Here is an 18,898-nt window from a genome sequence, read left to right as displayed (position 1 = left end):
CGGTGCGACGGAGTGGACGGCCTTCGGAACGGTCGGCCCGGCGCCGGTTTCAGGCCGCTTCCCCCATTGCTTCGATCTGGGCCCCGAGTTCCGAAAACGCCGCCTGCGCGCCTGCGGCCGCCGCGCTCAACACCGGTTTCCGTGCGGTCAGGCGGTCGATTTCCTTGCAGCTTCGGGCCCACATGGCCGCGGTGCCGGAGCCGTATCCTTTGAAATAGGCCATGTGGTTCCGGGCCTCGGACGGCAGGGCGCGGGTCAGGTGCTTTCGTATCACGACACCCCCCAGCGTCGCCCCTTCCTGCACGTAGAACCTGCCGAGCGCTTCGCCGAGGGTGAGGGGGCCCAGCCGCCCGGGTTCGGGCAGGGGCAGGTTCAGACCGGCGAGATCCCTTGCGATCAGGGGAAGTTTTCGGCGCGGAGCCAGGAAGGAGGCGCCGACATGGGTTTCGAGCGCCTCGAAGACGGCGGGTTCCCACATCGCATGGTAGGCCGCGAAGGCCTGAAGAACCCGGCTGTAGGTTTCTTCGCGCACGGCATCGCGCATCAATGCGGCCAGCAGGGGATGTGCCTCGAGCGTTCTGTGGGCCCGGGCGGTGACGTTCTGCAGCAGGGCGCATCCCGACAGGGCGGGGGCCTTGCGATCAGGCAACCCGGTGCCTCCGGCCCAGCAGGAATTTCGCGAGGTCGTCGGCCGTCATCGGGCGGGCGAAGGCAAAGCCTTGCAGCACGGTGCACCCGAGTTCGCGCAGCAATTGCGCGTGTTCCATTGTCTCGACGCCCTCGGCGGTCACGCCGATCCCGAGCGATTGACCGATTTCGACGATCGACGCGATCAGGGCGCGCGCCTGCTCTGACCGGACGATCGGATCGACAAGCTGGCGGTCGATCTTGAGCCGGTCCGGCCTGAGTCTGACAAGGCCGACGATGGATGTGCGCCCGGTGCCGAAATCGTCGACCTGCAGCGTGATGCCCAGGTCGCGCAGCGCGTCGATCGTCCAATCCATCGCGTCGTCCATCTCGTCGAGGTAGATCGTTTCCAGCAGTTCGAACGAGAGCTTGTCGGTCGGGATATCCGCCCCCTTCACGTCGTCGACCAACTGGGGGTCGCTCAGCCGGCGCGCGGAAAGGTTGAGGAAGATCTTGGGGATGTTCAGGCCGGCGGCCGACCAGCGGCGGTTGTCCTCGATCGCCTTGCGCAGGCTGATCGCGTCGATGGTGGCGATCTGATCCATGCCTTCGGCGAGGGACAGGAACCGTTCCGGCGCAAGAACGCCCTGGACCGGGTGGTTCCAGCGGATCAGGGCTTCGACCCCCACGAGTTCGTGAGTGTCGGCCGAAAACTGGGGCTGATACCAGGGCTTGAACTGATCGTCGCGGATGCCGTTCTGAATCTCGTCGGACATCTTCTTTTTCTTCAGAAGCCGATCTTCCAGCTCCTGCGAAAAGACCGTGACCGTGCCGCGCCCGTTCCGCTTGGATTCGTTAAGCGCGACGTCCGCACAGTGCAGGATGTGATCGAGCGGATGGTTGCCGCCGCCGATGTCGGCGACGCCGACGCTTGCGCCGAACCTGTAGGCCTCGCCATCATGGTCGACCTCGCGCGACATCCTGCTGATGATCTGCTGGCCAAGGCGGCGGGTGGTTTCCAGATCCGTCCCCGCCCGGGTCAGAACGATGAATTCGTCGCCGCCGATCCGGGCGCAGAAATCGCCCTCGCGGCACACGCCGCGCAGGCGTTCGGCCGCCACCGTGAGGACATGGTCGCCCGTCATGTGACCGGCCGTTTCATTGATCTGTTTGAACCCGTCGAGATCGATGTGCAGGAGGGTTGAGAATGCGGAACCCTTCGTGTCGAACACGTGCGACAGGTGGCGGCGGTTCGGCAGCTCCGTCAGACTGTCGTGAAGCGCCTTGCGTTCCGTTTTCGCGCGCGCCGCGGCCAGCCTGGCCTCGGATCTTCGCCACTCCAGCAGCCAGCCGATTTCGCTTAACCCGGTGGCGGTTTCCTGTGCGGCGATCTGATCCGACCTGGTCCACGGTGTAGAGCGGTTTTCGACCTTCTCGCCGTATTTCTCGAACGACGCGCGGGGGTGCAGGCGTTCATCCGCAGACTGGGGCTGTACCCGTTTGTAGGGATCGCCGCCCCATGTCAGCTGTAGTTCCCGTTGCTTCCTGAAGGCGATCAGTTCGTAGAGGCCGGACTGGCCGCGACAGGCCAGCAGACCGGCCGCGCCGGGCAGCAGGCGCCTTTCCAGATCCTCCCACAACCCGGCGGCGAAATGGGTTGAAAAGACCTGCGCGTCACCCGTCAACTGCACCGCGATCCTTTCGCGGAGTTCCGTCAGCAGGCCCGGTTCGGGCACGGCGCCGAACATGTACTCGGTGTTTTCCAGTCGCAGGTAGAGGCCATCGGCATTGACCATCCGGAGGAGCGTTTCCTCGCTGTCGCCGGGTATGCCTTCCATGGCCCCGGCGGCTCCGTCCTGCATCGCGCGGTTGCGCAGATCCGCCATGGCGGCGCGCACGTCGGTCAGGGTTCTGGAATTCTCGCGATCCGCAATCTGCGTCAGGGTGGCGGAAAACGCCTCTGCAAAGATCTGGCAGGCCGAGGACCGGCCCGGCGTCAGGCGGTAGGGCGGGGTGTAGTGATGGCAGGAGATCAGGCCCCAGAGCTGTCTGTCGACCACGAGGGCGATGTTCAGCGTGGCGCCGACGCCCATGTTCTGAAGGTATTCGACGTGCACCGGCGACACGCCCCGCACCGAGCAATCCGACAGATCGATCGGCCCGCCCGTTGCCGGATGCCGGCCCGGGACAAGCGGGACCGGCGGGCGCGACAGGTCGATGATCGGGCGCAGGCGGTTGCGCAGGAACAGCGCGCGGGCCTGGCGGGGGATGTCGGAGGAGGGAAAGCTGAGGCCGAGGAAAGAGTCCGCCACATGATCGGCGCGTGACTCGGCGATCACATCCCCGTTCCAGTCGGTGTCGAACCGGTAGATCATGACCCGGTCGTATCCGGAAAGGCGGCGGAAGCCGCCGGCCACCATCGCCGTCAAGTGCCGGATCTCTTCCGTCCTTGCCGAGCCGGCCTGCGCGGCCAGTTCCGCCATTTCATGGATCGCGTCGCCGGTTCCGAGCCCGTTGGTCACCACGTCTTCTTCGGCGTTTTCGAAGGTATCGATCTCGACCCCAAGAAGATCCTCCGTCCGGAACAGGCGCACCCATTGTTCGCCCGGGCCCGCCAGTTCGAGGTGGCGCGACACGGGAGTCTTCGAGGGGTTTTCCATGAAGCCGGCCAGTGCCTTGTCGTCAGGCGCGCGGACGAACCGGTCGGGCCCGTGGCCGATCAGATCCCTTACGTTTTCGCCGAAATACGCTTCGAGGTTGTCGCTTGCCGCGACAAGTTTCTGTGTCCGGATATCGAACAGCAGCAGGGCGCAGGCCGCCTGAATGGCTTCGGGTGCGTGAATCGGCTCCTGCTCGCAGGCAACCAGATCCAGGGCTGCTTGTTTGTGAGAAGGCATCGACGCCACTCCTGAACTCTTTGCGTTCGCCTAGCGTGCAACCCTTTATCAAAGGTTCAGCCTGGCCAGATGTCATCGTGAATTCACCCGATTGTGCGGGGTTTTCCGGGGCGTTCACCGCGTGTTCGCGGTGACCGGCCGGGGGCGGCGACCATGGGCAGGCCCCGCACCCGGCGCGATCAGGCGGACCGGCGCATATCCCCGAGCGCGCGCTGCAGGGCCACGATCATGGCGTCGCGCCGGGCCGCCAGTTCGGACGGGCTTTGCCCGCCGGCCTCTTGCCGGATGCCGGCGACCAGCGTTTCGATCACCTCGTCGGTCAGGTGGATCTGCCCCAGATCATCCCACCAGCTGTTGAACGTGTCGCGGAAATGGTCGCAGAACGCCTGCAGGCCGCCGTCGCCCGCGCCGAGGTTGAACAGCATCGTCGGCCCCATCGCCGCCCAGCGCAGGCCGGGACCGGCCCACATCGCCTTGTCGATATCGCCGACACTCGCCACGCCTTCCACGGCCATATGCACCGCCTCGCGCCAGACCGCGGCCTGCAGGCGGTTCGCGATGTGGCCCGGCATGCCCTTCCTGATGCGGATCGTGACCTTGCCGATGTCGGCATAGAAGGCCTCGGCCCGTTCCAGGATGCCCGGCCCCGTGGCCGCGTTGGCCGTCAGTTCGACGAGCGGGATCAGGTGCGGCGGGTTGAACGGGTGGCCGAGGATCAGGGGCGCGGGGTTGCGCCAGCCCTGTTGCAGGGCCTCGAGCGTGAGGCCGGAGGTGGAACTGGAGAGGATCGCGGCGGGCGGGAGCGCGGCTTCGATCCGGGCAAAGAGATCGTGCTTGAGGGGCAGCCGTTCCGGCAGGTTTTCCTGGATGAAACCGGCCTCTGCCACGGCTTCTTCCGCCGAGCCGGCGAAGCGCAGCGCCCCGGGCGTGCCGCGCCCTGTGAGCCCCAGCTCCGTGAGCGTGGGCCACGCGGTATCGACATAGGCGCGGGTGCGGGCCTCGGCCGCGGGCGCGGGATCGAAGACCGTGACCGACCGCCCCGCGGCCAGAAACAGCGCCGCCCAGCTTGCCCCGATGACGCCGGCGCCCAGAACTGCGGTGTGCGTGATATCCGGCATCAGAAGGCTCCGGGGGTGAGGGGGGAGGCGGCCGTCATGCCGCCATCGAGGGTGAAGAGCTGGCCGGTGGCGAACCCGGCCTCGTCCGAGGCCAGCCAGATCGCGAGGGACGCGACATCGGCGGGTCTGCCGAAGCGGCGCACCGGGTGCCGGGCCAGCGCGTCGGCCCTGGCCGCGTCCGGATCGCGCGCCAGATCGAACGCGGCGCCGAGCATGCCGGTTTCGATCCATCCCGGGCAGATCGCGTTGCAGCGCAGATCGGGGCCGTGATCGACCGCGATGGAGCGCGTCAGCCCGTGCACGAAGGCCTTCGACGCGTTGTAGAGCGCCATGGAGGGATCGGCGACCTGGCCCGAGATCGAGCCTATGTTGACGATGGCGCCGCCCGCGCGCATCGCCGGGATGAAGGCGCGGCAGCAGTTGAAGACGCCGCGTGCGTTCACGCCCATCACGTGATCCCAGTCGGCATCGGAGGTTTCGGTGACGGTCTTTTCGACCTGGACGCCGGCGTTGTTCACGAGGATGTCGAGGGGGCCGATGGCCTCGCCCACCGCCGCCACCGCCGCCGGATCGCTGACATCGAGGCTGTGCCAGGCGCAGGGGAACCCGCCGGGCATGGGGCCGCGACCGCAGGAGATCACCTCGGCGCCCTCGGCCAGGTAAGCGTCGACGATCGCCCGGCCGATCCCTTGCCGCCCGCCGGTGACGAAGGCGCGTTTGCCCAGGAGCCGCATCAGGGTGCCGCCGTCATCGGTGGGAGCGGCGCCGGAGCGGCGGGTGCCGTGGCGCCCCTGTCGCGCCCGTTCATGAGGGCCGGGGCGCGGGCCATCGCGATACTGATCGATGTCGTCATGTTTCCGTCCCTTCGCTTCGTGAGCCCTGCCGGTATGCCCGGGGCAGGCCTCACAGCTTCATTTGCTGGACCTGCGCGCTGAGCCCGCCGTCCAGAACCCAAAGCTGGCCGCTGGCATAGCGCGCCTCGTCGCTGGCAAGCCAGGTGACGAGGTTCGCCACGTCTTCCGGCGTGCCGTAGGTGCGCAAGGGGTGTACGTCGCGCACCGCCTGTTGCAGTTGGTCGATCGTCTTTCCGCCGCCGCCCGACCCGTCGCCTTCGAAGAAGCCCTGCAGCATCGGGGTGTCGATATAGCCCGGGCAGATCGCGTTGACGCGGATGCCTTCCGGACCGTGATCGCAGGCCATCGCGCGGGTCAGGGCGTGGACTGCGCCCTTGGTCGCGCAATAGGCCGCGAGGCCGGGATCGGCGATGAACCCGTCATAGGAGCCGAAGTTGATGATGGAGGCGCCGGCCCCCGACCGGGCCGCCGCGCGCAGAAGCGGCAGGGCGTGTTTCGAGGTCAGGAACGTCCCCGTGACGTTCACCGCGAAGGAGCGGTTCCATTCCTCGAGCGTCGTGTGTTCGATGGTTTTCTCGATCTCGATGCCGGCGGCGTTCACCAGGATGTCGAGCCGCCCATGATCGGCGCGGACCTGGCCCATCGCCGCGACGACCGCGTCTTCGCGGGCGACGTCGAGCCGGAGGAAGCGGCTGTCGTCAGGGGCGGCGCCGGGGCGGCTGCCGCCTTCCGCAAGGTCAGCTGCATAGACCTCGGCCCCGTCGCGGCGGAAGCGCGCGACGATGGCGCGCCCGATGCCGCCGCGCCCGCCCGTGACGAGCGCGACCTTGCCGTTAAGCCTGGTCATGGCAGCCTTTCCCGACCGATGTCATGTGCTGGCGCGTTCGTAGGCATCGAGAACGAGCCCGTGGAAATGGTGCACCGCGTGTTCGGATCTGCCCGAACCGTCCGGGTCGTGGACGATCCGGCCCTGGGTGAAGGCGGGCGTGGACATGCCGCGCTGCACGCTTTCGACGAGGCCGATATCCTCGACCTGGAGCACTTCGTCGAGATAGCGGATCGCGTCACGCTCCATCTCGTTCGGTTCGGGCGTTTCGAGGAAGAAATCATAGGTTTCCAGCGTCCTGTCCGGCCCCAACGGGATGATGTTCAGCACGATCATCGAAGACCGGCCGGGATAGCGCATCAGGCAGGTCGTCGGCCAGAGCCACCAGACCGCATGCGTGCGCACCGTCGCGTTCGAGACGTCATAGGCGCTGTTGGCGCCCTGACCGGCCTCTGCCATGTGGCTGGAATAGATGCCGTGGGTCGTGACCTTGTAGGTGTCCATGTCGACCAGATCGCAGAAATCCTTGTGCGCCGTGGGGCAGTGATAGCATTCCAGGAAATTGTCGACGACGTTCTTCCAGTTCGCGCGGATGTCGTAGGTGAGCCGGTGGCCGAAGGTCAGGCTTTCGATATCGGGCGCCCAGTGGCGGATTTCGGTTTCGAGATTGCCGGACTGGTCGCGCAGGGCCGGAGCGGTGGGATCGAGGTTGACGAAGACGAAGCCGCAGAACGCCTCGACCCGGACCTGATCGAGGCAGATATCCTTCACGTCGAAACCCACGAGGTTCTCGGTATGGGGCGCGCGCACCAGCCGGCCTTCGAGGGTGTAGACCCAGGCGTGATAGGGGCACATCAGCCGCCTGGTTTCGCCTTCGCCCGACAGAAGCGCGTGTGCCCGGTGCTTGCAGATGTTGTAGAAGGCACGGAGCGTTCCGCCCGTATCGCGCAGGATCGCGATGGGATGGCCCGCGATCTCGGCGGTGACATAGGCCCCGGGGGTGCGCAGCTTTTCGACATGGCACACCCATTGCCAGCTGGTGCGCAGGATCGCGTCGCGATCGGCGGCGAACCAGCAGGGATCCGTATAGGCCTCTGCGCGGAGGGAGAGGGAGCGCGCGGGATCGGGATCGTACCCGGAGCGGATCGCGGCGACATCCTTTCGGGTCGGTCCTGGCGTCATCGGGGGCCCTTTCGCGCGGGGTGCGCACCGGCAGAGTATGCGCTTTCCGTCGGGTGCCGGTATTGATCTGGGTGGCCGTCGATTTGATGCGAATGGCCTAGCGTTCGGGGCCGCGATGCATCGGCCAGGCCCGGAATTCGAAGGGTATCCGGCCTTCGATCCGATCCTTGCTGGGGGCGAGGCCGAACCTGTCACGATAGGCCCGGCTGAAATAGGCCTGGCTGGAAAACCCGCTGGCATAGGCGATTTCGGCCATCGAGAGATTGGTTTGCGTCACCAGCCCGCGGGCCCGATCAAGGCGGATGTCGCGGTAGTAGAGCGCGGGCGAGGTGCAGACATAGCGATCGAAGAGGCGATCGAGCTGGCGGTGCGAGATGCCGATCCGCCGGCAGATTTCGGCGATTGGCAGCGGCAGTTCCAGGTTGTCTTCCATGACGTCGATCGCGCGGCGGACGCTTTCGGGGACGGTGACGCCCAGAGGCTCTGTCGTTTGCGGATCCTGCGGCGCGTTGTGATCGCGCAGCGGCTGGGAGAACACGTAGCGGGCCGCGGCATTGGCCAGCGCGCTGCCTTTCAGGCGCTGCAGGAGGTGGAGGGCGAATTCGGTCGTCGCCGCGCCGCCGCAACAGGTGATCCGCAACCTGTCGAACACCCACAGGGTTTCGGTGACGTCGACCTTTGGGAAAAGCTCTCGAAATGCATCGATATGTTCGTAATGCACCGTTGCGCGGTGGCCGTTGAGCAGCCCGGACCGGGCCAGGATGAACGCGCCCGTGTCGATCCCGCCCAGCGTGACACCGGCCGCAGCCGCGCTGCGCAGGGCCGCGCGCAGGCGCCCCGTCAGATGGGCCTCGGGTTCCCAGCTGGACGACACGATCAGGACATCGGATTCGCCGGCCCCCGGTTCCAGCGGCTCCGTCATAACGGCGGCCGCGTTCGAGGCGCGCACCATCCCGCCCTCGCCGGACAGGAACCGCCACTGGAACAGGGTCACGCCTTCGAGGTAGTTTGCCGCGCGAAACGGATCGACGAAGGCCATGGTGGCCGCGAGGTTGAAATCGGGTGTCAGCACCAGATGCAGGCGGGCGGGGGCATCCCGTGTCTTCTGCCCGTGTTTCAACGCCGATGATCCTTCCCGGTTCGATGGCTGATCAATTAGAGTATGCGTCCAGTCAGGTAAAATGTCAGTGCCTGGTGCCGTGCGGATCCCGTGCGCCGGGCCGGGAAGATCGACGATTGATTTTGCCGCAGGCGGCACGGCCCTTCGACGTCGGAATGCGCATGGACGGGGCATGGTGATGGGCGTAGGTGCTTCCCATGAGCGACGCGACATCCCCACCCCCCTCGACGGACCGGATCCTTGCCGGTGTCGCGCTTATGCTGGGCTTCTGCCTGACGGCGCCGCTTCTGGATGTTGCCGCCAAGCTGGCCTCCGACAGCGTTCCGGTGGGGCAGATCACCGCCGCGCGGTTCGTGGTGCAATGCGCGCTGATGGCGCCGTTCCTTCTGGGGATGGGGTTGTCGCTGCGGGTGGCGCGCGGGCGGTGGCTGGCGCTGTTTCTGCGCGCGGTCTTCCTTCTGGTCGCGACCTTCTGTTTCATCGCCGCGATCAGCGTGATGCCGCTTGCCGATGCGCTGGCGATCGTGTTCATCGCGCCCTTCATCGTGTTGCTGGTGGGCAAGTTCTATCTTGGCGAGGATGTGGGCCCGCGCCGGGTTGGGGCGGCGCTTGTGGGGTTCGCGGGCGTTCTGTTCGTGATCCAGCCGAGTTTCGCGGCCTTCGGCGCGGTGGCGCTGTTTCCCCTGGGCACCGCCGTTTGCTTTGCCTCCTACATCCTGGTGACCCGCGGGCTGTCGCGCCAGATGCATCCCGTGACCCTGCAATTCTATACCGGGCTTGTGGCCAGCCTGCTGTGCATCCCGGTTCTGATACTCGCCGATGGTTCCGGCTCGGCGGTGCTGGATCCGGTCTGGCCCGCAGGCAGGGCGTGGCTCTGGCTGTTCGGGGTCGGGTTCTTCGCCGCGCTGAGCCACATGATGATGACCTATGCGCTGTCGATGGCGCCCTCTGCCACGCTGGCGCCGCTTCAGTACCTCGAATTGCCGGTGGCGACCCTGCTGGGATACCTGGTGTTCCGCGACTTCCCGAACGCGCTGACCCTGACGGGCATCGCCATCATCATCGGTTCGGGGCTTTACATGATCCACCGCGAGCGGGTGACGGCGCGGCAGCTGATGACCGAGCGGGCGGCGCCGCCGATCTGATGCCCCTGCCCGGACCGGACTTGCACGACCGCGGGCCGCTGGCGGTTTCTGCCGATTGACCGGCATCAATCCCCGCAAGCTTCGGGGTTTCTAGGATCGTGACAGAGGGCGTTCGGCCTGGCCGAAGCCCGTCCTGGACGATTGGAGGGACCCCGGAGATGCAGAACCAGGAACTTCAGATCCTGATCGATACGCTGGAAGAGTGCAGCGATCTGGGCCCGGCCGATTTCGACGGGGTTGCGCGCGCGCTTGGCTTTCTGTTGCCCGAGCTTTCGACCGACCTTCAGGCGCTCGGCCATCCGATCGGCAGCACGGATGGCGCGGTGCTGATCGTCGACCGGGCCTATCCGGACTGGAGCATTCATATCCGGGGGCGGGCGAACGACAGGGACGGGCACTGGCGCTGCACGCTTCGCGAAGGGGGCATCCGCGACAATGACGCGGTTCTGGGTTCGGGAAAGTCGCCGGTGCTCGCACAGGCGATCCTGGCCGCCTTGATGCGGCTGACGGCGAACCTCAAGCGGCTTTGAGGTGAAGGGGCTCAGCCCCCTGGTGCGAAGGCCTTGAGAAGGGTTTCGACCGTGCCGTCGTCGACCTGTTCGAACGCGCGATAGGACGCGCCCACCGCGCCCCAGGACAGATCGCCCAGGCAGATGACGCGGTCGGCCAGGCCCGCGAGCCGGGCCTTCAGATCGTTCGGCCCCACGGGGACGGCCACGATGATTTCGGCGGGATTGCGGGCCTTCAGGGCAGCGAGGCTGGCGCGGAGCGTCGTTCCCGTGGCGACGCCGTCATCGACCACGATCAGGGTTTTGCCGGCGATTTCCGGCCGGGGACGATCGCCCAGATAGCGGAGCCTGCGGCGTTCGATTTCCTCAAGGAGCGGTTTCGACAGGCCTTCCACCTCGGGGCGGGAGAGGCCGAACTGCCGTGCAACGGGTGTGTTCACGGTGACCTCTGGCCTGTCGCCATCGACCACCGCGCCGACCGCGAGTTCGGGCTGGCCCGGGGCGCCGATCTTGCGGACGAGGACGATATCCATTGGCAGATGGCGCGCCGCGCAGATTTCGGCGGCCACGGGCACGCCGCCCCTGGGAAGGGCGATCACGACGGTGCTGTCCGGGTCTGTCTCGGGCAGGGCCGCGGCAAGCTGGCGGCCCGCATCGGCACGGTTTTCGAACATCGCCATGGTCAGGCCGATTCCGCCTGGCTGACGTTTCGCAGGACCTGCACGAAACTGTCGGGCGTCACCGAAATGCTGTCGATGCCGAAGCCGACGAGACGGCGGGCATAGGTGGGATCGTTGCTGGGCGCCTGGCCGCAGAAGCCGACCTTGATGCCGGCCTTGTGCGCCTCTCGCACGACCGTTTCGATCATCCAGAGCACCGCGGGATCGTCTTCCCTGAAGAGATCGGCAAGACGATCGGAATCGCGGTCTATGCCGAGCGTGAGCTGTGTCAGATCGTTGGAGCCGATGGAAAACCCGTCGAAGAGCGCCGCGAATTCCGCCGCGCGCACGACGTTCGAAGGGATTTCGCACATCATGTAGACCTGGAGGCCTTCGGCCCCGCGCTTCAGCCCGTTTTCGGCCATGACGGAGAGCACGCGGCGCGCCTCGTCCGGTGTGCGGCAGAACGGGATCATGACGATGACGTTCTTGAAGCCCATCTTGCTGCGCAGGCGCTGGATGGCGCGGCATTCAAGTTCGAAGCCCGGGCGATAGGCGTCGGCGTAGTAGCGCGAGGCGCCGCGAAAGCCGATCATCGGGTTTTCTTCCAGAGGCTCGAAGTCGCGGCCGCCGAGAAGATCGGCGTATTCGTTGGTCTTGAAATCGCTCATCCGCACGATGACCGGATTCGGATAGCAGAAGGCCGCGATCCGCGAGAGGCCGCAGGCGAGGCGTTCGACGAAGTATTCCGGTTTGCTGGCATAGCCGCGCGTGAGGTCGTCGATCCGGGCGCGTGCCTCGGCGTCGGTCACCCTGTCGGGGGCGAGAAGCGCCATGGGGTGGATGCGCACCGCGTTGTTGATCACGAATTCCATGCGCGCCAGTCCCACGCCCCGGGCCGGCAGGCGCCACCACCGGAACGCCGCACTCGGGTTCGCGAGGTTCAGCATGACCCCGGTGCGGGTTTCGGGGATCTGGTCGAGCTTTTCTTCCGCGATGTCGATCTGTGACAGGCCCTCGGTGACGATGCCTTCGTCGCCCCCGGCGCAGGACACGGTCACATCCTGTTCGTCGTGCAGAATGCGGGTGGCGTCGCCGCAGCCGACGACGGCCGGCAGGCCCAGTTCGCGGCTGACGATTGCCGCATGAGAGGTGCGCCCGCCGTGGTCGGTGACGATGGCCGCCGCGCGCTTCATGATCGGCACCCAATCGGGGTTCGTGGTGCTGGTGACGAGGACGGAGCCGTCGACGAAACGGCCGATATCCTCGGGATCCTCGATGATCGAGACGCGGCCCGAGACCGCGGCGTTGCCGACGCTGAGCCCCGAGACGAGGAGGGGGCCGGGGTTCACGACCGCATAGGATCTGAGAGATCCGGCCTGGGCGCGGGACTGAACGGTTTCGGGGCGTGCCTGCACGATGTAGAGGGTGCCGGTCACGCCGTCGCGGGCCCATTCCATATCCATCGGCTGGCCGTAATGCGCCTCGATGATGCTGGCTTGCCGGGCGAGATCGAGGATTTCGGCATCGCCCAGCACGAACTTTTCGCGTTCGGCCCTGGATGTCGGGACGTTGCGCGGCGTGCCGTCGCGATCCTGGATCATCTTGATCGCCTTCGCGCCCAGCCGTTTTTCGAGGATCGGTTCGAGCGCCGCGTCGTCGAGAAAGGGTTTGTAGACCTGGTATTCGTCGGGATCGACCGCGCCCTGTACGACGTTCTCGCCCAGGCCCCAGGCCGCGTTGATCAGGACCGCGTCCGGAAAGCCGGATTCGGTATCGATCGAGAACATGACGCCGGACCCGCCGCGATCCGCCCTGACCATCTGCTGAACCCCGACCGAGAGCGCGACGTCTTGATGGGCGAAGCCCTTCATCTCGCGATAGGAGATGGCCCGGTCGGTATAGAGGGAGGCGTAGCATTTCTTGCAGGCCGCGAGCAGGGCGGTTTCGCCGATGACATTGAGGAAGGTTTCCTGCTGGCCCGCGAAGCTGGCATCGGGGAGATCCTCGGCGGTGGCGCTGGAGCGTACGGCCACGGGAAGATCGGGCTCGCCGGCCGTTTCGCACAGGGCCTTGTAGCGTGCCCCGATCTCGTTCGCCGTGGCCTCGGGCCAGTCACCGGTGAGAATGAGGTAGCGGATCCTGGCGCCGGTTTCCTGAAGCGTGGCGGTCTTGCAGGCCAGCATCTCGAGTTCCCGGCGGATGGCGCTGTCGAGATCGTTCTGTTTCAGGAAATCGCGGAATGCCGCAGAGGTTGTCGCAAAGCCCGGCGGAACGAGAATGCCTTTCGGCCGGAGCGCTTGGATCATCTCGCCCAAGGAGGCGTTCTTGCCGCCGACCTGGCCGGTGTCGTCGCGGTCGACCTCGGAGAAATCCATCGCGAGGGTGGGTGTTTGCGGCATGGGACCGGTCTCCATCTTTGCGCTGAGCAGGGTGGCTGACGGATCGGGCGGGGTGTTGATCGACGTCAGTTCGCCGACGACGGATTGACGCGAAGGCGCGGTGCGCCTGTGGTCAGCCCGATTGCCTGGCCAGATAGGCGGCGAGGGCGTCGAAGCTTTCCATCAGCGGGTAGTCCGCCTCGGGCATCGGGATATCGAGGCGTTTGCCGAGCGCGGTGACGAGGGTCAGGAAATCCATCGAGTCGATGTCGAATTCTTCGCGCAGGTCGCCGCCGCGATCGATGTCGGCGGGATCGATATCGGGCGCGATGCGGCGCAATTCTTCCGCGAGGATGGTTGCGGCGTCTGTTTCTGTCATAGGAGGCCCGGGTGCTGGAGGGTCTTGTCGATGGCGCGCAGGAACAGCGCGCCACGGTGCCCGTCGCTGACGCGGTGATCGGCGGCGAGGGTGAGCGTCGTCATCAGCCGGGGAACGACCGCGCCGTCCCGCACCACCGGGCGCTGGCGCGGCGCCCCCATGCCGACGATCGCGACCTGCGGCGGGTAGATGACACCGAAGACCGCATCGGTGCCACGCTCGCCCAGGCTGGTGAGGGTGATGGTGGCGTCGGAGAGTTCGCGTGCCCGGAACCGGCCCGCGCGCACGCGCGCGGTGAGATCGCGCAGGTTTTGCATGAGGGCGTCGAGGCCCAGCGCCTCGGCGTCGAAGAGGGCCGGGGCGACCAGACCCTGTGAGCGGATGTTGATCGCGAAGCCGAGATGAACCGCGCCGGACGGGGTGAATGCGCCGCCGCTGTAATGGCCGTTGAATTCCGGGAAGCGGGCGAGGGCGAGCGCGAGGGCCTTGGCGCAGAGCGCGCCGATCAGCAACCGGTCGGAGGGCGCGCGCCCCGCGTTCGCCTCGGCCACGAAGGCCTCGGCCGCGGTGAGATCGACATCGTGGGAGAGGTAGTAGTGGGGAATTTCCCGCTTCGAACGCGACATGGCGGCGGCGATGGCGGTTCGGAAATCCGGCGTGCCCCCGGCGGCGGGGGCCGGGGCGGCGGCTTCGAGATCCCGGCGCGTGACCGTCCTGCCGTCGCGATATTCCGGCGTGTCGAGGTTCATGCCGCGCGCCGCCGCGAAGCGCCGGGCGGCGGGCGTGATCCGCGGGCGTGTCGGCAGGGCGCCGAATTCGGGACCGGGCGGAATTTCCGTCGGCGGAAATTCCGGGGCCTCGTCCGGCGGGGAGACCGGAACTTCCTGCGGCGGCGGCCCGGGTTCGGGCGGGGGCGCTTCCGGCGGTTCGGGCGGCGGAGGCTCGACCTCCGGCGGTTCCGGTCGGGGTTCCGGTTGGGACGGTTCCCCGTCCGCGAGGATCACCGCGAGCGGCGCGCCGACCGGCACTTTCGCCCCGATGTCGGCAAGCCAGCGATCCAGCGTGCCATTCTGAAATACCTCGATCTCGATCACTCCCTTCTGGGTTTCCACTGCGCCGATGACATCGCCGGCGCGCAGCCGTTCTCCCGGCGCGACGGCCTGTTCCACGAGAATGCCCGCTTCCATGTCGGACCCGAGCGAGGGCATTCGGAACTCGGTCATGGTTTCGCGTCCATGACGCGCCGGGCCGCGTTGATGATGGTGCCGGTTTGCGGGATGGCGGCCTGTTCGAGATGGCGCGGGAAGGGGATCGGAACCTCTGCGCTGCAGACCCGCGCCAGGGGCGCGTCGAGTTCGAAGAACGCGTCCTCCGCCAGGCGCATGCCGATTTCGGCCGCGAGGCTTCCGCTGCGCCAGCCCTCGTCGACGATCACCGCGCGCCGTGTCTTCACGATCGAGGCGAGGATTGTTTCCATATCGAGCGGCCGCAATGTTCGCAGGTCGATCACGTCGGCGCTGATCCGGTGTTCCTGCCACAGCCTGTCGGCGGCGAGCAGCGTCTTGCCGAGCGAGCCGCCATAGGTGATGAGCGTGATGTCGTCGCCGACGTGACGGAGGGCGGCGCGGGTGATGTTCACCGGTCCCGCGTCTTCGGCAAGGGCGCCTTCCATGTTGTAGAGCATCACGTTTTCGAAGATCAGGACCGGGTCGGGATCTTCCAGAGCCGTCCAGAGCATGCCGCGCGCGTCTTCGAGCGTGGCCGGTGCGAGGACGCGCAGGCCGGGGATGTGGGCGTACCATCCTTCGAGGCTGTGGGAGTGCTGTGCCGCGAGTTGCTTGCCCGCGCCGGTGGCCATGCGGATCACGAGGGGCACGCCGAACTGGTTGTTCGACATGTGCCGCAGCGTGGCGGCGGTGTTCAGGATCTGGTCGAGGGCGAGCAGCGAGAAGTTCACGGTCATCAGTTCGACGATCGGCCTGAGCCCGGCGAGCGCCGCCCCGATGCCCGCCCCGGTGAACCCGGATTCGGACAGCGGCGTGTCGCGGATACGGTCAGGCCCGAACTTGTCGAGCAGACCCATGCTGACGGCGTAGCAGCCGCCATACCGGCCCACGTCCTCGCCCATCAGGAAAACGCGCGGATCGCGGGTCATCGCGTCGTCGATCGCCTCGCGCACCGCGTCGCGATAGGTGGTGACCCGCATGGCCGACGTGGCGGGGGCGGGCGGTGGCGGCGGCGGGGGATCGGGCGACATGACGAACCGGGAGAGGGTTTCGACCGGTTCGTCGGTTCCCGCTTCGGCAAAAGCCACGGCCTCGTCGATTTCCGCGTCGACCTCGGCGATGATGCTGTCGATTTCCGGGCCATGGAGCAGGCCGTTCGTTTCAAGCCAGGTCTGGAACCTGACGATCGGACCCTTTTCGCGCCATTCGGCGACCTCGTCCTTCGAGCGGTAGAGCTGGGCGTCGAACATGGAATGCGCGCGGAACCTGTAGGTCTTGCATTCCAGGAAATAGGGCGCCCCCGTTTCGGCGATGGCCGCGAGCGCCTTGCGCGCGGCGACCTGGACCGCGACCACATCCATGCCGTCGACCGAAGCCGCGGCGATCCCGTAGCAGGCGGCCTTTGCCGTGATGTCGGTTTCGCTTTCGGTGCGTTCCAGCGCGGAGCCCATGGCGTAGCCGTTGTTTTCGCAGACGAACAGGACCGGCAGCCGCCAGAGGGCGGCGAGGTTCATGCTTTCGTGGAATTCGCCTTCGGCCACCGCGCCTTCGCCGAAGAAGCAGGCGGTGACCCGATCGGCGTCTTCCAGCCGGTCGGCGAGGCCAAGGCCGGCGGCAAGGGGCAGGCCGCCCCCGACAATGGCGTTGCCGCCGAAGAGGTTGTGGGCGCGGCTGAAGAGGTGCATCGACCCGCCCCGCCCGCCGGCACAGCCTTCTGCCTTGCCGTACATCTCGGCAAGGACCGCGCCCATCGGCACGCCGCGCGCCAGGGCGTGGGCGTGTTCGCGGTAGGTGGCAACCACCCGGTCGGCTGGCCCGAGGAGCGGGATGATGCCTGCCGCAACCGCTTCTTCCCCGTCGTAGAGATGCAGAAAGCCGCGGATCTTCTCCTGCGTGTAGAGATCGGCGCATTTGCTTTCGAACCGGCGGATGCGGATCATTTCCTTCAGAAGCGCCCGGACATGGGCGTGGTCGAGGTGCGGTTTCAGGGTGCTCTCGGTCATTGCTCATCGCTTTCCAGGGTGGAGATGTCGCCTTCGGGCAGACCGAGTTCGCGGGCCTTCAGAAGCCGCCGCATGATCTTGCCGCTGCGGGTCTTGGGAAGGTTCGTGCGAAAGGCGATGTCTTTCGGGGCGACGGCGGGGCCGAGCTTTTTCCGGGCGTGGCCGATCAGATCGAGTTTCAGCTCTTCCGTGGGCGCGTGCCCGGGTTTGAGGGCGACATAGGCCTTCACGATCTCGCCCGAGGTTTCGTCGGGGATGCCGATCACGCCGACCTCGGCAACCGCGTCATGCTCCATCAGGGCGCTTTCCACCTCGAAGGGGCCGATCAGGTGGCCGGCGCTCTTGATCAGGTCGTTGCTGCGCCCGACGAACCAGTAGTACCCGTCGGCATCCCGCATCGCGAGATCGCCGCTGAGATACCAGCCGCCGCGGAAGCATTTTCGGTAGCGTGCGTCTTCGTGCAGGTAGCCGCGCATCATCGAAGGCCAGCCGGGGCGCAGGGCGAGTTCCCCCATGGCCAGCGGTTCCGTCAGTTCACGGGCGCCGTCTTCGGTGACCTCGACGATGCCCGCCTCGATCCCCGGCATCGGTTTGCCCATCGAGCCCGGCTTCACGTCCATGCAGGCGTAGTTCGCGATCATGATCCCGCCGGTTTCGGTCTGCCACCAGTTGTCGTGAAAGGGTTTGCCGAAGGTCTCGTATCCCCAGATCACCGCCTCGGGGTTCAGCGGTTCGCCAACGCTGGCCATGAACCTGAGAGCGGGGAACGCGTGCGCCCTGGCGGCCCCGGCGCCGGCCTTCATCAGCATGCGGATCGCGGTGGGTGCGGTGTACCAGACGGTGACGGCCTCGCGTTCGAGGGTGGCGTACCAGCGTTCGACGTCGAATTCGGCCTCGTCGACGATCATGGTGACGCGGTTGGTCAGGGGCGCGATGATGCCGTAGGACGTACCGGTCACCCAGCCGGGATCGGCGGTGCACCAGTAGACATCCCCGGGCTTGAGATCGAGCGCGATCCGGCCGGTCGCGTGGTGGGCGACCACCGCCTCGTGGACGTGGACGACGCCTTTCGGGGTGCCGGTCGTGCCGGATGTGAAATGGAGGAGTGCCTTGTCCTCTGGGGCCATCGGCACGGTATCGAAGCTATCCGATGCCGCGTTCATGAGCGGTGCGAGGTGGTGCGTGCCGTCGTCTTCGCCGTCGGTCAGAAAGACCTCGCGCAGTTCGGGAAGCTGGCCGCGCAGCCCTTTGAGCTTTCGGGCGTAGAGGCGCCGGGAGGTGACGACGGCCGCCGCGTTGCCGATTTCCATCCGCGACCGGATCGGTTCGGGGCCGAAGGCCGAGAACAACGGGCAGAACACCGCACCGGCCTTGAGGGTTCCGAGGGCTGCCACGTAAAGCTCCGGCACGCGCCCCAGCAGGGAGTAGACCCTGTCGCCCCTGCCGATCCCCCGGGACCGCAGAACATTGGCGAAGCGGTTGGTCAGTTTCTGAAGATCGGCATAGGTGTAATCGGTCGCTGTGCCCGATTTCGCGATCCAGCGCAGGGCGATCTGGCCGCCGTGCCCGGCCTGGACGTGGCGGTCGATGGCATTGTGGACGATGTTCAGGCGTCCGCCCGGGAAGAAATCGATGTCGCGGCGCGCCATGTCCCAGGAGAATGCGCGTCTGAAGCCCGGGTAATCCGGCATGTTCGCGGCGTTGCGAACGCCGGGCGGTTTTTCGATGAGCGGCGGATCTGCCATTGTCCCGGCCTCGCAAGAACGGTTCCGGGCGGAAGCGTGGCACGGTCAGGACCGGCCAGACTGACGCGCGTCAATCTGCGGGCGGTGGGGTGCGGGTGCGGCCGTGCCTCATCATCGCTTTCCCGAGGAATTTCAAAGCCGCCGACTTACACCGGGGCTTCGTCATCGGGCTATCGAGACCCGCGCGCTCATGGCCGGCGGCGCGCCGGAGGTAACGCATCTTTCCG

Annotated in this window: 15 protein-coding genes; 2 read left to right on the top strand and 13 right to left on the bottom strand. The window is 66.8% G+C overall.

Annotation, left to right across the window (positions count from 1 at the left end; translation table 11 throughout):
• Positions 1-49: 49 nt before the first annotated feature.
• The 7 genes from RXV90_RS09370 to RXV90_RS09340 form a co-directional block, all read right to left on the bottom strand.
• Entirely contained in the window at positions 50-649 is a 600-nt protein-coding gene (locus RXV90_RS09370) for a biliverdin-producing heme oxygenase (protein ID WP_316648345.1), read from the bottom strand.
• Positions 642-3,524: a bifunctional diguanylate cyclase/phosphodiesterase gene (locus tag RXV90_RS09365; RefSeq protein WP_316648344.1), complete on the bottom strand. Its 2,883-nt coding sequence runs from the start codon at positions 3,522-3,524 to the stop codon at positions 642-644. Before RXV90_RS09365 ends, RXV90_RS09370 begins: the two co-directional genes overlap by 8 nt.
• Before the next feature lie 179 nt (positions 3,525-3,703).
• Positions 3,704-4,642, bottom strand: coding sequence for a 3-hydroxyacyl-CoA dehydrogenase NAD-binding domain-containing protein (locus RXV90_RS09360; protein WP_316648343.1), 939 nt, complete (start codon positions 4,640-4,642; stop codon positions 3,704-3,706).
• Positions 4,642-5,376: an SDR family NAD(P)-dependent oxidoreductase gene (locus RXV90_RS09355; protein ID WP_316648342.1), complete on the bottom strand. Its 735-nt coding sequence runs from the start codon at positions 5,374-5,376 to the stop codon at positions 4,642-4,644. The genes RXV90_RS09360 and RXV90_RS09355 overlap by 1 nt, the downstream gene beginning before the upstream one ends.
• Positions 5,377-5,545: 169 nt before the next feature.
• The gene (locus RXV90_RS09350; RefSeq protein ID WP_316648340.1) at positions 5,546-6,343 is read right to left on the bottom strand and encodes an SDR family NAD(P)-dependent oxidoreductase; all 798 of its coding nucleotides are present in this window, start codon (positions 6,341-6,343) and stop codon (positions 5,546-5,548) included.
• A gap of 21 nt (positions 6,344-6,364) precedes the next feature.
• Positions 6,365-7,504: an aromatic ring-hydroxylating oxygenase subunit alpha gene (locus tag RXV90_RS09345; protein ID WP_316648339.1), complete on the bottom strand. Its 1,140-nt coding sequence runs from the start codon at positions 7,502-7,504 to the stop codon at positions 6,365-6,367.
• 97 nt (positions 7,505-7,601) lie between these two features.
• Positions 7,602-8,624 carry a GlxA family transcriptional regulator gene (locus RXV90_RS09340; RefSeq protein ID WP_316648338.1) on the bottom strand — a complete coding sequence of 341 codons (1,023 nt, stop codon included), beginning with the start codon at positions 8,622-8,624 and terminating at the stop codon, positions 7,602-7,604.
• Positions 8,625-8,821: 197 nt separating this feature from the next.
• Between RXV90_RS09340 and RXV90_RS09335 the strand changes: the two genes are divergently transcribed.
• Together RXV90_RS09335 and RXV90_RS09330 are read left to right on the top strand one after the other, a co-directional pair.
• A complete protein-coding gene (locus tag RXV90_RS09335; protein WP_316648337.1) occupies positions 8,822-9,769 on the top strand; it encodes a DMT family transporter in 948 nt (315 codons plus the stop codon).
• Positions 9,770-9,927: 158 nt separating this feature from the next.
• The gene (locus RXV90_RS09330) at positions 9,928-10,299 is read left to right on the top strand and encodes a hypothetical protein (RefSeq protein WP_316648336.1); all 372 of its coding nucleotides are present in this window, start codon (positions 9,928-9,930) and stop codon (positions 10,297-10,299) included.
• A gap of 11 nt (positions 10,300-10,310) precedes the next feature.
• Here RXV90_RS09330 and RXV90_RS09325 read toward each other — a convergent pair whose 3' ends face one another.
• From RXV90_RS09325 to acsA, 6 genes are all read right to left on the bottom strand, one after another.
• The gene (locus RXV90_RS09325) at positions 10,311-10,958 is read right to left on the bottom strand and encodes a phosphoribosyltransferase (protein ID WP_316648335.1); all 648 of its coding nucleotides are present in this window, start codon (positions 10,956-10,958) and stop codon (positions 10,311-10,313) included.
• A gap of 2 nt (positions 10,959-10,960) precedes the next feature.
• Positions 10,961-13,339: a phosphoenolpyruvate synthase gene (gene ppsA, locus RXV90_RS09320; protein ID WP_316648334.1), complete on the bottom strand. Its 2,379-nt coding sequence runs from the start codon at positions 13,337-13,339 to the stop codon at positions 10,961-10,963.
• A gap of 112 nt (positions 13,340-13,451) precedes the next feature.
• Positions 13,452-13,697, bottom strand: coding sequence for an acyl carrier protein (locus RXV90_RS09315; RefSeq protein ID WP_316648333.1), 246 nt, complete (start codon positions 13,695-13,697; stop codon positions 13,452-13,454).
• Positions 13,694-14,920: a dihydrolipoamide acetyltransferase family protein gene (locus RXV90_RS09310; protein ID WP_316648332.1), complete on the bottom strand. Its 1,227-nt coding sequence runs from the start codon at positions 14,918-14,920 to the stop codon at positions 13,694-13,696. Before RXV90_RS09310 ends, RXV90_RS09315 begins: the two co-directional genes overlap by 4 nt.
• Positions 14,917-16,926, bottom strand: coding sequence for a pyruvate dehydrogenase (acetyl-transferring) E1 component subunit alpha (gene pdhA / locus RXV90_RS09305; protein ID WP_316648331.1), 2,010 nt, complete (start codon positions 16,924-16,926; stop codon positions 14,917-14,919). Before pdhA ends, RXV90_RS09310 begins: the two co-directional genes overlap by 4 nt.
• Complete coding sequence (gene acsA / locus RXV90_RS09300) at positions 16,923-18,671, bottom strand: acetate--CoA ligase (protein ID WP_316648330.1); 1,749 nt, start codon at positions 18,669-18,671, stop codon at positions 16,923-16,925. The genes pdhA and acsA overlap by 4 nt, the downstream gene beginning before the upstream one ends.
• Between the last annotated feature and the right edge of the window lie 227 nt (positions 18,672-18,898).

It is taken from the genome of Ovoidimarina sediminis, from assembly GCF_032586175.1.
Classification (GTDB): Bacteria; Pseudomonadota; Alphaproteobacteria; order Rhodobacterales; family Rhodobacteraceae; genus Ovoidimarina; species Ovoidimarina sediminis.
The sequence above is the reverse complement of the archived record's forward strand: the minus strand, read 5'-3'. Positions and strand labels throughout refer to the sequence as shown.